Origin of the sequence: Vibrio intestinalis (assembly GCF_025195085.2) — a bacterium.
Lineage (GTDB): Bacteria > Pseudomonadota > Gammaproteobacteria > Enterobacterales > Vibrionaceae > Vibrio > Vibrio intestinalis.
Genome location: NZ_JANAVY020000021.1, coordinates 48,137 through 61,498, shown reverse-complemented (window position 1 = coordinate 61,498; position 13,362 = coordinate 48,137). Strand labels below are relative to the sequence as shown.

The following is a 13,362-nucleotide window of genomic DNA, read 5'->3' as shown; positions in this document are numbered from 1 at the left end:
CTTCAGGAAGTCAGAAGGGAGCGTGTCTGTACCAAGGAAGATGAATAAGGCTACGTGGGACAAAGATTATAGAGCAAAAGTTCTCTTTACATCAGCTTAACAAAGTACGTTCGCGCCCTTGATACTTGGCAAACTCAATCCCATCGCCTTAGCTTTATTGGCGTCTGTTGCTATTACTGGTTGTAATGATAGTAATGGTGACAGTATGTCGCCTTCATCAGCAATGCTACATGTATTTGACACTTATCAAGATGATATTGCAGCGCTTGATAACTCTTACTTTGGGGAAGTGACAGATGAAATGGTCGCAAAGCGAAAGGAACTTGATCAGGAGTATCTTAATAAATTAAATGCCATAGATCGCTCACAACTAACAGACGAAGAAAAAATATATTATGACACGTTTGTATTTGATAGAGAGATAGCAATTCGTGGCGCTGACTTTTTAAATACTCGATTTGGTAATTTCGAAATACCTATTACGCACTTTTATAACTATATCGCTTGGAATGCAGAAGATGCCGGTAAGGAATTAGGTACCGTGGAAGAGTATCAAGAGCATATTAGTGTAGTAAGAGAATTTACTGGTTGGGTCACTAATTTAACTTCCTTGTATAACGCGGGTATTATTGACCAGGCTCAACTTCCTAAAATACTTACTCAAAAGTTGATTGACTCGACAAAAACTAACGTCGTGGATAGCAAAGTATTGGAAGTTGGATTAAACCACTTAAAAACTCTTCCAACACCTAGTAGTGGCGATTTTACTACTGAGTATGAAACTGCAGTAAATGAAGCAACAGGGGCGGTTAGTGCATTGGTTGCTTTACTAGAAGGTGGCTATATTGGCGCAGCTCGAGGTACTGGACCTACAGGTGCGGATACCGATACAAATATAGGCTGGGGTGATTTACCAGACGGTAAAAATTGGTATCAATGGCAGTTGGACCGCAACAGCACCACTGGTAAGCCAGCAGCAGAGTTGCACCAAATGGGTGAAGATTTGGTTGCTGATGCAAAAGCAGAAATGATCCGTGTTGCCGATGTAGTTGCTGATAAGCAAGGCGACAGTATTACAGCTAAATTCCGCCAAGCCGACAAATCTATCGTTGATAGAACATTTAATATAAGAAGCGGCGGGAATATCAATCTTACGGAGTTTTTCGCCTATCTAAATAGTGAAAAATTCTTCTACGATCGTGATGGGGTAAGCGTTGGGGATACACAATACAAGGCATTGTGTGAGCCGGCATCAAATTCAAATGCGTGTCAATCCGCGTTGATTGATTACAATACATTTAAAGTAGATGCAAACGATGTTGTAGCAAGTTACTTCAAACCTATTAAGACCGATTACACCATTGTACCGACCCCCGCAGCAGATGAGCCATATGTCGGCGTCGCATCCTATGGCGGCAATGAGTTCAACCTCAACACGAACCCAGATTACAGCTTACAAAAATGGAACGTGTCAACGCTGTTGCTTCATGAAGCTGCCCCTGGTCACCACTTCCAAAATGCATACTCGATTGAATACCCGCCAGCAAATAAACCTGATTATATCAAAGGCGTGTGGTACACGGCTTATGCAGAAGGCTGGGCGCTATACACTGAGTGGCTTGGTTTAGAGATGGGTATCTATGGCAAGCTTAATGCTGATGGGGTACCAACCTTTGTTGATGGTACCGGTATGTGTAAAGCGGATACAGACTATACAACCTTCCAAGGTGGCATCTATAAAGACGCCGAAGAATGTAACGCATTGCAATACTTTGGTAGTCTGAATGAAGCACAACTACGCAATATGCGTTTAGCGGTGGATACAGGTATTCATGACAAAGGGTGGAGCATCAAACAAGCTCAGGATTACTTACACAGTAATTCTGCACTTGGTGATGGTGATATTGAGTCAGAAAGCTACCGTTATGCCGCGTATGTTGGCCAAGCAGTATCGTATAAATCGGGTTACATTGTGATTAAGGCGCTACTTGAAGAAGCTCAAACGGAACTTGGCGATAAATTTGATTGGGCCGCATTCCATGATCAGTTACTAAAATATGGTGACCAACCAATGGAAGTGGTTGAAACTAGCATCAGAAACTGGATAAAAGCTCAGTAACTGTTTAATAGTTGAACTTACCTGTATAGATCCTCGCCATGTGCGAGGTTCTTTTTGTTAAATAGATGTATTTAAATGATAAATAGAAAGCTAAGCTGTGTTGTTTGACTTGATATTCGTTCGACGTGGAGTGATCTTTGCTTCCATTTTGAAAGGGAAGTTTTTATAGCCTGAGCGTTTATTATGTCGATCTATTCGGCAAACCCATAAAAGAGTTTGGAGACAATTCTCATTTTGAGCCATTGTTGTGTTTTCGCTTGTTAGGTCTGTGTATATTTTGCAAACGATTTCACAAATTTAGCGGTATGAGTTTGCTTGAAAGGGTAAATAAAAAATCCATTTTTGCAGTAATCATTTTGGTTACTGCGCTGTTATTCCTTTTGGGGAATACGCGTAGTGATGGTGAACTAGTGTTGCCAAAGTGCACGTTGAACAACACGGTTTCAACCTCGATTACGTTTTACGTCGACGAAAAAATTAAGCAGAAGACCTCCATCAATGCGGTGCATGACCGTATTGTTGATGCGATCAATTACGCCAACCTAGTACTTTCCAATTCTTGTGTGCCTATGACTCGTACTCTCGAAAAAATCGAATGGGTTAGATTGCCAGATCAACTCGCTGTAGACAGCGACACTTTGCACCAACAGTTATTAGAAGCGGTAGGGGAAAAGCGCATTAACCAAATGAGGCGAGATAAGACCGCTTATTATGGTTTGGTGCTCGAAAAACAACACAATTATGTGCTGGGTAACATTTCAGCCTCTGAGCACGTTAACTTTAACGGTAGCTTCTTCATTTTGGCGGAAGATGCGCCGCTAAATACTCTTGAACATGAGCTTGGCCATATCGCGTGGGCGATGCACGCTGATACGCAACCCGTCGCCTCTCTAGATAAATGGGTTAAATCTAAAATACCCTATGAATATCATCACAAAATTAAATCGTATGCCAAAGGCTTTTTGTGCAAAGGAGCGGGTACGGTGATGAGTTTTTCAGAAGTCAGTTTACCGGTTTATTCCTCTCCAGAGATTGAATATGATGGCGCGACATGTGGTGATATAAAACATGGCGATAACGCTAGGCAAATGCGAGAGTACGCGCTGGGATTGATGGATAAAGCGAGAATTTAAACCTGTATAAGGTGATAAGGAATAAAAATAGATGAAACGTTATTTGGCATTGATTGGTGCAACACTGGCATTAGTTGGGTGCTCCGAGCCGATACCAGACGACAAGCAAGACTACATTGGCCTATGGAAGAGTGAGCAAATGCACTTACTGATTAATGCTGACGGTACAATCGACTACAAACGTGAGAGCGATTCATCCTCCACAAGCATCGAAGCACCAATCACTGAGTTCAAAGGCGATGATTTTGTGGTTGGCTTTTTGTTTATCGAAACTGAGTTTGATGTCATGCAGCCGCCTTATATCGATGGTGGTGAATGGAAGATGATCGTCGATGGCGAGATGCTGACAAAGCAATAGTAGATGAGAATTGATTTCATTTGTCGTTTTTAGTAACGTGCATCGTATTAATGTTGAATTTAATAAAAAGTTTGTAACTCTATGGCCGTACTCGATATTTTAACCATTCCTGATCCGCGATTACGGGTGAAAACCACGCCTGTAAAAGATGTAAGCCAAGTTCAAGGTTTAGTGGATGACATGCTTGAAACCATGTATGACACGGGTAATGGCATTGGTTTGGCAGCGCCGCAAGTGGGCAGCGATCAATCAGTCATTGTTATCGACATTTCGGAAAACCGAGATGAGCCATTGGTGCTGATTAACCCTGAAGTTGTTCGTGGCAGTGATAAAGCAATGGGACAAGAAGGGTGTTTATCTATTCCCGGTTACTATGCTGATGTTGAGCGCTTTACCTCGGTTACAGTTGAAGCTCTTGATAGAGACGGGAACAAAATTACCATCGAGAGTGATGAATTTTTAGCGATTGTAATGCAGCACGAAATCGATCATCTGCTTGGTAATTTATTTATCGACTATCTTTCACCACTAAAGCGTAAGATGGCGCTTAAGAAGGTCAAAAAAGCTAAGCGCAACTAACTAGCGCGACTAACATTCAGCAACAAAGGAGCCACTCGGCTCCTTTTGTATTTATGGTGAAGGCTATTGCTGTGCAAAGCGATAGGTGCGGAAACCACCAATTAGGTTGCGCGCCTTATAGCCACTATTAACCAGTTGTCGATAAGTAACGTTACCACGTAACCCAACTTGGCAATAAATCACGATTTCTTTGTCTTTAGGTAGCTCGTTCATTCGAGTACGTAACTCATCAACAGGAATATTGATATCACCGTGAATGAAATTGCCGTCACTTCGCTCGCTTGGGTTACGGACATCCAATAGAATTTGGTTATCAGTCAGATGTTCCATCTCATCAAAATGGATTGGCATTGCATCACCCTTAATGATGTTGTTAGCAACAAATGCGGCTTGGTTGATGACATCTTTGGCACTGCCAAACGGCGGAGCATAAGTCAGCTCCAAATGCTGCAACTGGTCAACGGTCATACTCGCACGCTGCGCGACGGCCATGACATCAATGCGTTTGTCTATGCCATCTTTGCCCACCGCTTGTGCGCCAAAGATTTTGCCTGAGATAGGGTCAAACAGCATTTTGAAAGAAACCGTTTCTGCGCCGGGATAATAGCTAGCATGGCTGGCGGTATGAACAAAAACTTTCTCGTATTGGATTCCATCACGCTTGAGCTGCTTTTCATTTTTACCCGTTGAAGCAACAGCAAGATCAAACACCTTACAAATGGCTGTGCCTTGCGTTCCTTGGTAAGTTTCATTGCGGCCAAGCATATTGTCTGCTGCCATGCGGCCTTGACGGTTGGCTGGGCCTGCTAATGGCACAAGGGTTTGCTCGCCGGAGACAAAGTCTTTTTCTTCAACAGCATCACCCACGGCATAGATTGAAGGATCACTGGTTTGCATGTGTTCATTAGTATAAATGCCACCGAGTGAGCCAATTTGAAGGCCAGCTTGTTGTGCCAAGGTGGTTTCAGGGCGAACACCAATCGCCATAATCAGAAGGTCGGTGTCTAGCTGTTGATCACTGCTTAGTGAAAGCGCTAGTTTGCCCACATCCAATTTATTCGCACCTTGCGAGGTGTTGTTTTCATGAGAGTGAGGAATATATTCAACCGCGGTTAATGCAGTGCCCAAGCGTAAATCAACGCCTTTCTCGCGAATTTCTGCGTGTACAAAGCCCGCCATTTCGCGGTCAACGGGCGTCATAACTTGATCAGCCATTTCAATCAATGTTGTTTCTACGCCTAGCTGGTGGAATGCCTCCATCATTTCAAGGCCAATAAATCCGCCGCCGACGACGGTCGCGTGTTTTACTTGATTACGCTCGATCGTCGAGATGATGCGATCCATATCAGGAATATTGCGCAGAGAATGAGTCAGTGGGTTATCAATCCCGGGAATAGGTGGAACAACGGGAGTCGCGCCTGGGCTAAGCAGTAAAAAGTCGTAGCTCTCTTGGTATTCCGTTCCATCAAGTTGGTTCTTAACGGTAACGGTTTTGTCTTGGCGGTTAATCGCAATAACTTCGCTCATCACCCGCACATCGACATTGAATCTGGCGAGAAAACTATCAGGGGTTTGCAGTAGTAATTTGCTGCGATCTTGAATGTCGCCACCGATATGGTAGGGCAAGCCACAATTAGCAAAGGAAACAAATTCACCTCTTTCAAACATGATGATTTGAGCATCTTCACTTAGGCGTCTTGCTCTTGCTGCTGCAGAAGCGCCACCAGCGACACCACCGATAATTACAATCTTAGTCATTGCTGTTCCTCAACCGAAATAGGACCAATATTTGAACACTGGGTATTACTATAAGTTTGTATTTTAGTATTGTCTAATGTTATTTCAGCTAAATATTTAATTACTAATTTAGTCTTGACTAATATTTAGGTGTGACGTTATTGTTTAAATAGCGTTCAACAAAATGGTAAGCACGAATGAACATTGAACAGTTTAAGAATGATGCGACGACAGCATCTGATTGGTTGAAGGTGATCGCTCATCCTGAGCGTTTAATGGTTCTGTGTCAGCTAACTCAAGGAGAGGTCGGTGTGGGCGAGTTGCAGGAAAACTCGACACTTACTCAATCTGCATTTTCCCAGCACCTTACGGTCTTGAGAAAGCATGGCATGATAAAACCGCGCAAAGTCTCGCAGCAAGTTTACTACTCCTTAGCGGATAAACGCGTCGAGCCGTTGATTGGCAGCTTAAATGCAATCTTTTGCAAGCAAGAGGAGCAAGTGTGATGAGCGAGTATTGGATGCCGTTAGCGGGTGGAATGTTGTTAGGTACCTCGGCGACCTTGCTGATGCTAGTGTCTGGCAAGGTCGCCGGTATTAGTGGAATATTGCGTGGTGCTTTGCTGCCAGTCAGAGGTGATGTGGCGTGGCGAGTTGTATTTCTCATCGCTATGGCAGTAGGCGGGGCAATCGCAAGTTGGGTTGTTGATTTTCACTTGCCCGATGAATTGTCGACCAATACGGGCGTGATTGTCATTGCCGGGCTATTGGTTGGCCTAGGTACATCGTTAGCTAATGGCTGCACAAGTGGACACGGTATTTGCGGTATTGGCCGATTGTCGCGCCGTTCTGTAGTCGCCACCGTTACATTTATGGCTGTCGCGATATTCACTGTTTGGCTAATTAAATAAGGTAAGGTGGCGTCAATGAAACAGACAAGTAAGGTTTTATGGTTCTATCTTGCTGCACTTTGCGCTGGCGGATTGTTTGGTGCGGGAATGGTGATCTCCGGTATGGCTAATCCTGAAAAAGTGATTGGCTTTTTAGACATTAGCGGTGATTGGGATGCAAGCTTAATGTTTGTTATGGGCGGAGCGCTTTTTGTATTTATGCCAAGCTACCATTGGCTAATTAAATCTAGGGCGCAAGCCGTTTCTGGCTGTGAGTTGAGTGTACCAACCCGAACTGACATCGACGCAAAACTACTCATAGGTGCCAGCCTATTTGGGGTAGGTTGGGGCATGTTAGGTGTTTGCCCCGGGCCGGCTGTAGCAAGTATCGCGCTAGGAAATAGCGATATATGGCTATTTATCGTGGCGATGTCGCTAGGCTTAACATTACCTCAATGGCCACTGTTTAAAGCGATTAAGGTAAAGTCAGCGTAGCGCTTATTGGGCAGTGGTCACTTAATTGATAGTTGAGCACATCGTCTGGGCGAAATGTCACTTGCTTTGGCACGCTTAGCTCAAGCGATTTGCTTACCACAATATGATCAATCAAAGACCTAAACTGATGCAGTTGGTTTGGGTCGTTTCGGCTTCTCACTTTACAGTTCGCTTTTGTATTTTGGGTTGCTAACCTTGCCGATGTGTTTTCCGCTAGAACTTCCCACATCCAATCGTTTGGATAGGCGAGGTTATGATTAAAGTCGCCGACAATCGCGTAGCTTTGATTACTTGCCTCTCGATCGCTTATCCAATCATTCATCGCCTTTGCTTGCTGGCGAAGGGTATTGCAGTTTCGATTGGTTCTAAATTTGCCGCTACACCCAGCTTTTAAGTGAACGTTCAGTAGATGAATAGGTTGCTCTGCTTCAATAATGATGTAAGACGCGAAACGAAGCTTTCTTTTTGAATTGCTTTGGGTAGAACTCAGTAGATTGATGTCCGTAGGATCAGACACAGGCAAAGATTTAGCGACGGCAAATCCGGTGTATTGATTGATATCTTCAAATTGAAGGTGGTCAAACTTCGCCAATGAGCGGTTTGACAAATAGATATGATATTGATCCCCCACGACTTTCGATATTGCCTCTTTACTTGATACCTCTTGGAAGGCAAGGATCATTGGAATCGGTGTCTCTAAATAGTGCGACATTTTGTAAAAATCATCACTATTGCGTAATGACGGTGCGAAACGTTCATTTCCATGTAAATCGAGCCATTCCATATTCCATGATGACAAATTGACCAATTGTTGCGCTTGTGTTGGTAGTGGACACAAAACCACTACATATAGGAAAATGAGACGTTTTATCACCGATTTCATACCTGTCACTCCTGTGAGACTACTCTATCCTTTATCTTACAAGCCTTCCCAAAAAATCAAGTTTAAAAGCCTAATTTTTTCAATTTTCATGGTTTTATTTGTATCTGAGATCCGTGCCGCCAAGATCGATTTGATCTTGTACTGTAGCTTAATTTTATTGATCGAAATCAATACTTTTGGGTGGTGGTTTGGAGTTTAATACGCCACAACATATAGTGTCAGCCAAACAATAATAAACCCTATATAGTGTATTTGTGGATAACTCTGTGAGTATTCTAGGGGTAAGGAGAAAAAGTGAAACCTATCGTAATCAAGCGTGACGGCTCTCGGGCTCCGTTCAGCAGGGATCGTATTCAAGCAGCAGTGGAAGCAGCATCAGAGCACGTAGATAAAGAAATCGCGATTTATGCCCTAAATGTGGCATTAGCGGTAGAGCTGAAGCTAAGTGATCACGATGAAGTTCACATCAATCAGATCCAAACCCTAGTAGAAGATGAGTTGATGCAAGGGCCATACAAAGAATTGGCTCGTAACTACATCGAATACCGTCATGACCGCGATATCGCGCGTGAGAAGCAAAGCACGCTGACACGTGAAATCGAAGGCCTTATCGAAGAGAGCAACGTTGACCTAATCAACGAAAATGCCAACAAAGACGGTAAAGTTATCCCGACTCAGCGTGACTTACTTGCGGGTATCGTGGCTAAACACTATGCGAAAACACACATCCTGCCACGTGATATCGTACAAGCTCATGAAGAGGGCGACCTACATTATCATGATCTAGATTACGCACCGTTCTTCCCAATGTTTAACTGTATGCTGATTGACTTAAAAGGCATGCTGACACACGGTTTTAAAATGGGTAACGCAGAAATTGATACACCAAAATCAATTTCTACTGCGACAGCGGTAACTGCGCAAATCATCGCTCAAGTGGCGAGCCACATTTACGGCGGTACAACGATTAACCGTATCGATGAGGTGTTAGCACCTTACGTATTAGCAAGCTTTGAGAAGCATCTTGAGATTGCTAAAGAGTGGGATATCCACAACCCTGAAGCGTTCGCAACAGCACGTACAGAGAAAGAGTGTTTTGATGCATTCCAATCCTTAGAGTACGAAGTAAATACGCTGCATACTGCAAACGGTCAAACGCCATTTGTTACTTTTGGTTTTGGTTTGGGTACCTCTTGGGCTTCACGCCTCATTCAGCAATCTATCTTGAAGAACCGTATTGCAGGTCTAGGTAAAAACCGTAAGACAGCGGTATTCCCTAAACTGGTATTTGCAATCCAAGATGGCTTGAACCACAAAGAGCAAGATCCAAACTACGACATCAAGAAGCTTGCACTAGAGTGTGCTTCTAAGCGTATGTACCCAGATATCCTTAACTACGACAAAGTGGTTGAAGTGACTGGCTCGTTTAAAACGCCAATGGGTTGTCGTAGCTTCTTAAATACTTACGAAGAGAACGGCGAACTTATTCACGAAGGCCGTAACAACCTTGGTGTAGTGAGTTTGAACCTTCCTCGTATCGCGATTCGTGCGAAAGGCGACGAGAAAGAGTTCTACAAACTGCTTGATGAAAAACTGCACATTGCCCGCCGTGCTCTTGAGACGCGTATTTCTCGTCTTGAAAACGTACGTGCTCGCGTTGCCCCAATCCTTTACATGGAAGGTGCATGTGGTGTTCGCCTGAAAGCAGACGATTCAATCGCTGAAATCTTTAAAAATGGCCGTGCGTCTATTTCACTGGGTTACATCGGTATCCATGAAACAATCAACGCATTGTTTAGCGGCGAAGAGCATGTTTACGACAGTGGCGAGCTGCGCGCGAAAGCGATCGCGATTGTTGAATACTTGAAGAAACAAGTAGAGCAGTGGACAGAAGAAACAGGCTACGGATTTAGCCTATACGGAACACCGAGTGAAAACTTGTGTAGCCGCTTCTGCCGCATCGATACTAAAGAGTTCGGTGTACTAGAAGGCGTTACAGACAAAGGTTACTACACCAACAGCTTCCACCTAGATGTTGAGAAAAAAGTTAACCCATACGATAAGATCGACTTCGAAATGCCTTACCCGCATGTATCGTCAGGTGGCTTTATCTGTTACGGCGAGTTCCCTAACATGCAGCGTAACATTGAAGCATTAGAGAACGTGTGGGATTACAGCTACACCCGCGTACCTTACTACGGTACTAACACCCCAATTGATGAGTGTTATGAGTGTGATTACACCGGTGAGTTTGAGTGTACAAGTAAAGGCTTTACCTGCCCAAGCTGTGGTAACCATGACTCAACCAAAGTTTCGGTAACCCGCCGTGTATGTGGCTACCTAGGCAGTCCTGATGCGCGTCCATTTAACTTCGGTAAACAAGAAGAAGTGAAACGCCGCGTTAAGCACCTTTAAGAGAATACACTCTTAATCGCGAACTCGATTTATCTTTAATATCATCACCAGCTCGGTTTCGGGCTGGTGTTTTGCACTCTAAGCTTATGAATTATCTTCAATACTATCCCGTTGATGTGGTTAACGGTCCAGGCACTCGCGTTACTTTGTTTGTCTCTGGTTGCGTGCATGCATGCCGTGGTTGCTACAACAAAACGACATGGAAACTTGATGCTGGGGATCTTTTTACCGAGCAAATGGAAGACCAATTGATTGCCGATTTAAATGACGACCGCATCAAGAAGAAAGGCTTGTCTCTGTCGGGGGGAGACCCACTGCACCCTGCAAACCTTGAAGGCATATTACGCATAGTAAAACGCGTAAAAGCAGAGTGTGAAGGTAAAGATATTTGGATGTGGACGGGCTATACATTAGCCGAGCTTACACCCGAGCAACGTGAAATTGTCGATTACATTGATGTGCTAGTTGACGGCAAGTTTGAGCAAGATAAGAAAGATCTTAATTTGGAGTGGCGGGGCAGCTCTAATCAGGTCATCTATCGCTTTAAGTAATCCCCATATCACATCAACGATTTGTCGCCTATATAGTGATAAATGTGAATATTTCGACACAAGCAGCCATACCTCTCACGAGATATGGCTGTGTTTATTGTCGAATAGCAAAACAAGCCTTCATTTAGCCTAAAAAACCAACCAAATTCTTATTTGGCAATAATTATTCAGTACGCATCGGTTTTTTATAGTCGAAATCCGCATAAACAAGTGGTACTTTGAATTTCAATCAATAGTGAATTTCAAAGGGCTGTGACTTTCATGTTTTCTCAATTACCAACACCGACGTTGGATCCTATCCTTTCTCTTTCTGTTGCATACCGAAATGATCCAAGGCCTGAAAAGGTTGACCTTGGTATTGGTGTGTATAAAAACAGCGCTGGTGAAACGCCTGTAATGCGTGCCGTATCTCAAGCGCAAGATGTCGTTGTCGCGACGCAAACAACCAAGTCGTATGTGGGTTTAGCGGGCTGTGAAGAGTTCAACCAATCCATGATTGATTTGCTGCTTTCAGGCACTTCAGCGATGGACCGAGTGGCAGCAATTCAAACGCCGGGCGCGAGTGGCGCACTGCGTATGTTGGGCGATCTAATGAAAATTGCGCAGCCAAACACCACGGTTTGGATCTCTAATCCGAGTTACGTAAATCACAAACCTGTAATGGAAGCAGCGGGCCTAAAAGTGAAGTACTACTCTTACTTTAGCGCTGATACCAAGCAAGTCGACCAAGAAAAGATGTTGTCTGATTTGTCGCACGCAGGCAAAGATGATGTGGTGTTGCTGCATGGCTGTTGTCATAACCCAACGGGCGCTGACATCAATTTTGACGCGTGGCAACAGATTACCTCGTTAGCACAAAAGAATGGTTTCACTCCGTTCGTTGATATCGCGTATCAAGGCTTTGGTGAAGGCCTAGAAGAGGATGCAAAAGGCTTGCGCTTTATGGCGAACAACGTTGAAGAGATACTGATCACCACATCGTGTTCAAAGAACTTTGGCTTATACCGCGAGCGTACCGGCGCAGCGATAGTTGTTGGTCAAAGCCAAGAGCATGTAAACAACGCGAAAGGCAAACTGCTTACGTTGGCACGCTCTACATATACTATGCCACCTGATCATGGCGCGGCTTTAGTCAAAACCATTTTGAAAGATCAACAGCTCACTCGTGTGTGGAAGCAAGAGTTAAGTGAAATGCAGCAGCGTTTGTTAAACCTGCGTAAGAGTTTGTGTGATGAGTTGAGAAATAGCCACAATACTTCACAATTCAACTTTATCGAAAGCCACAAAGGTATGTTCACGGTGCTAGGCTTTAGCCCAGAGCAGATGTCGAGACTTCGAGATGAATATGGTATCTACGGAGTCGGGGATGGCCGCATTAATATTGCGGGACTGACCGAAAAAGATATCCCTTATGTGGCCGATGCAATAGTCAAAGTGTCGTAGGCTCAGTAAGATAGAGGCTCAAAGGAGCCTCTTTTTATTGGGCAGAAACTGGATTAGGTGATTGAATGAATAAACCGTGGAAACTTGTCCTTCCGTTGCTAATTACTGGTGGCTTGACTGCCTGTGCTAATACTAACCCCTCTGCCGAACCAGCCTCTAGTGTTGCTCAAACGCCAGTAGAAGTTGCTAAACCCGTACCACCTGTCGCGCCAACGATAGAAGTTCAAGCGAAACATACCTCTGATGGTCGTTTAATTTTGGGCGAGCAAGAGTGGGTGTATATCCCAGGACTTCAAGAAAGCTTTAAAGCACGTATTGATACTGGCGCCACAACATCATCAATCAGTGCGACGGATATTGTTCCCTTTGAGCGCGATGGCAAAGATTGGGTTAAGTTCAAAATTGAACATGACAACATCAAGAGCAAAGAGATGGCTTTACCTGTGGATCGTTGGGTAAGGATTCGTCAATCAAGCGCTGAGGGCACGCAAAGACGCGCGGTAGTGCAGGCTTGGATTCAAATTGGCGACGTAAAAGAAAAGACGGCATTTACCCTGGCTGATCGCACCCATCTAACCTTTCCTGTGTTGCTCGGACGCAGCTTCTTTGACAATGTTGCATTAGTCGATGTATCGAGGAAGTATGTTCAAGATAAGCGAGAATAGTGGTTGCGCCTCATCGTTGTGATGGTTAAATCCAAGTATTCATAAACAAAAAGACCGCTTTTTACAGCGGTCTTTTAAGTTTTCGTCTATTCGAT

Annotated in this window: 13 protein-coding genes; 11 read left to right on the top strand and 2 right to left on the bottom strand. The window is 44.1% G+C overall.

Annotation, left to right across the window (positions count from 1 at the left end):
- The first annotated feature begins 205 nt into the window (after nucleotides 1-205).
- The 4 genes from MU515_RS18725 (at nucleotide 206) to def (ending at nucleotide 4,189) form a co-directional block, all read left to right on the top strand.
- Nucleotides 206-2,119 (top strand): DUF885 domain-containing protein, encoded by a 1,914-nt coding sequence (locus MU515_RS18725; protein WP_260261921.1) that lies wholly within the window; start codon nucleotides 206-208, stop codon nucleotides 2,117-2,119.
- A gap of 410 nt (nucleotides 2,120-2,529) precedes the next feature.
- Complete coding sequence (locus MU515_RS18720; protein WP_260261920.1) at nucleotides 2,530-3,252, top strand: hypothetical protein; 723 nt, start codon at nucleotides 2,530-2,532, stop codon at nucleotides 3,250-3,252.
- 31 nt (nucleotides 3,253-3,283) lie between these two features.
- Nucleotides 3,284-3,610 (top strand): hypothetical protein, encoded by a 327-nt coding sequence (locus MU515_RS18715; RefSeq protein ID WP_260261919.1) that lies wholly within the window; start codon nucleotides 3,284-3,286, stop codon nucleotides 3,608-3,610.
- 81 nt (nucleotides 3,611-3,691) lie between these two features.
- Nucleotides 3,692-4,189: a peptide deformylase gene (def, locus tag MU515_RS18710; RefSeq protein ID WP_260261918.1), complete on the top strand. Its 498-nt coding sequence runs from the start codon at nucleotides 3,692-3,694 to the stop codon at nucleotides 4,187-4,189.
- 63 nt (nucleotides 4,190-4,252) lie between these two features.
- Here def and MU515_RS18705 read toward each other — a convergent pair whose 3' ends face one another.
- A complete protein-coding gene (locus tag MU515_RS18705; protein WP_260261917.1) occupies nucleotides 4,253-5,947 on the bottom strand; it encodes an FAD-dependent oxidoreductase in 1,695 nt (564 codons plus the stop codon).
- Between the two features lie 176 nt (nucleotides 5,948-6,123).
- Between MU515_RS18705 and MU515_RS18700 the strand changes: the two genes are divergently transcribed.
- Genes MU515_RS18700 through MU515_RS18690 form a run of 3 tightly spaced genes read left to right on the top strand, consistent with a single transcriptional unit; the run spans nucleotide 6,124 to nucleotide 7,310 of the window.
- Nucleotides 6,124-6,432, top strand: coding sequence for an ArsR/SmtB family transcription factor (locus MU515_RS18700; protein ID WP_260261916.1), 309 nt, complete (start codon nucleotides 6,124-6,126; stop codon nucleotides 6,430-6,432).
- A complete protein-coding gene (locus MU515_RS18695) occupies nucleotides 6,432-6,836 on the top strand; it encodes a YeeE/YedE family protein (RefSeq protein WP_260261915.1) in 405 nt (134 codons plus the stop codon). Before MU515_RS18700 ends, MU515_RS18695 begins: the two co-directional genes overlap by 1 nt.
- Nucleotides 6,837-6,851: 15 nt before the next feature.
- Nucleotides 6,852-7,310, top strand: coding sequence for a YeeE/YedE family protein (locus MU515_RS18690; protein ID WP_260261914.1), 459 nt, complete (start codon nucleotides 6,852-6,854; stop codon nucleotides 7,308-7,310).
- Here MU515_RS18690 and MU515_RS18685 read toward each other — a convergent pair.
- Entirely contained in the window at nucleotides 7,291-8,193 is a 903-nt protein-coding gene (locus MU515_RS18685; protein WP_260261913.1) for an endonuclease/exonuclease/phosphatase family protein, read from the bottom strand. The two genes, MU515_RS18690 and MU515_RS18685, sit on opposite strands and share 20 nt — an antisense overlap.
- 294 nt (nucleotides 8,194-8,487) lie before the next feature.
- Between MU515_RS18685 and nrdD the strand changes: the two genes are divergently transcribed.
- From nrdD to MU515_RS18665, 4 genes are all read left to right on the top strand, one after another.
- Entirely contained in the window at nucleotides 8,488-10,608 is a 2,121-nt protein-coding gene (gene nrdD, locus MU515_RS18680; protein ID WP_260261912.1) for an anaerobic ribonucleoside-triphosphate reductase, read from the top strand.
- A gap of 86 nt (nucleotides 10,609-10,694) precedes the next feature.
- Nucleotides 10,695-11,159: an anaerobic ribonucleoside-triphosphate reductase-activating protein gene (gene nrdG, locus MU515_RS18675; protein WP_260261911.1), complete on the top strand. Its 465-nt coding sequence runs from the start codon at nucleotides 10,695-10,697 to the stop codon at nucleotides 11,157-11,159.
- Nucleotides 11,160-11,420: 261 nt separating this feature from the next.
- Nucleotides 11,421-12,602: an amino acid aminotransferase gene (locus MU515_RS18670; RefSeq protein ID WP_260261910.1), complete on the top strand. Its 1,182-nt coding sequence runs from the start codon at nucleotides 11,421-11,423 to the stop codon at nucleotides 12,600-12,602.
- A 65-nt stretch (nucleotides 12,603-12,667) separates the two neighbouring features.
- Nucleotides 12,668-13,267, top strand: a complete 600-nt coding sequence (locus MU515_RS18665; protein ID WP_260261909.1) for an ATP-dependent zinc protease family protein — start codon at nucleotides 12,668-12,670, stop codon at nucleotides 13,265-13,267.
- Nucleotides 13,268-13,362 lie beyond the last annotated feature (95 nt).

What these genes read in the sequence shown, in the direction of transcription:
- MU515_RS18725 (WP_260261921.1), top strand. Translation starts at nt 206, where the DNA reads ATGTCGCCTTCATCAGCAATGCTACATGTATTTGACACTTATCAAGAT.
- MU515_RS18715 (WP_260261919.1), top strand. Translation starts at nt 3,284, where the DNA reads ATGAAACGTTATTTGGCATTGATTGGTGCAACACTGGCATTAGTTGGG.
- def (WP_260261918.1), top strand. Translation starts at nt 3,692, where the DNA reads ATGGCCGTACTCGATATTTTAACCATTCCTGATCCGCGATTACGGGTG.
- MU515_RS18705 (WP_260261917.1), bottom strand. Translation starts at nt 5,947, where the DNA reads ATGACTAAGATTGTAATTATCGGTGGTGTCGCTGGTGGCGCTTCTGCA.
- MU515_RS18700 (WP_260261916.1), top strand. Translation starts at nt 6,124, where the DNA reads ATGAACATTGAACAGTTTAAGAATGATGCGACGACAGCATCTGATTGG.
- MU515_RS18695 (WP_260261915.1), top strand. Translation starts at nt 6,432, where the DNA reads ATGAGCGAGTATTGGATGCCGTTAGCGGGTGGAATGTTGTTAGGTACC.
- MU515_RS18690 (WP_260261914.1), top strand. Translation starts at nt 6,852, where the DNA reads ATGAAACAGACAAGTAAGGTTTTATGGTTCTATCTTGCTGCACTTTGC.
- MU515_RS18685 (WP_260261913.1), bottom strand. Translation starts at nt 8,193, where the DNA reads ATGAAATCGGTGATAAAACGTCTCATTTTCCTATATGTAGTGGTTTTG.
- nrdG (WP_260261911.1), top strand. Translation starts at nt 10,695, where the DNA reads ATGAATTATCTTCAATACTATCCCGTTGATGTGGTTAACGGTCCAGGC.
- MU515_RS18670 (WP_260261910.1), top strand. Translation starts at nt 11,421, where the DNA reads ATGTTTTCTCAATTACCAACACCGACGTTGGATCCTATCCTTTCTCTT.
- MU515_RS18665 (WP_260261909.1), top strand. Translation starts at nt 12,668, where the DNA reads ATGAATAAACCGTGGAAACTTGTCCTTCCGTTGCTAATTACTGGTGGC.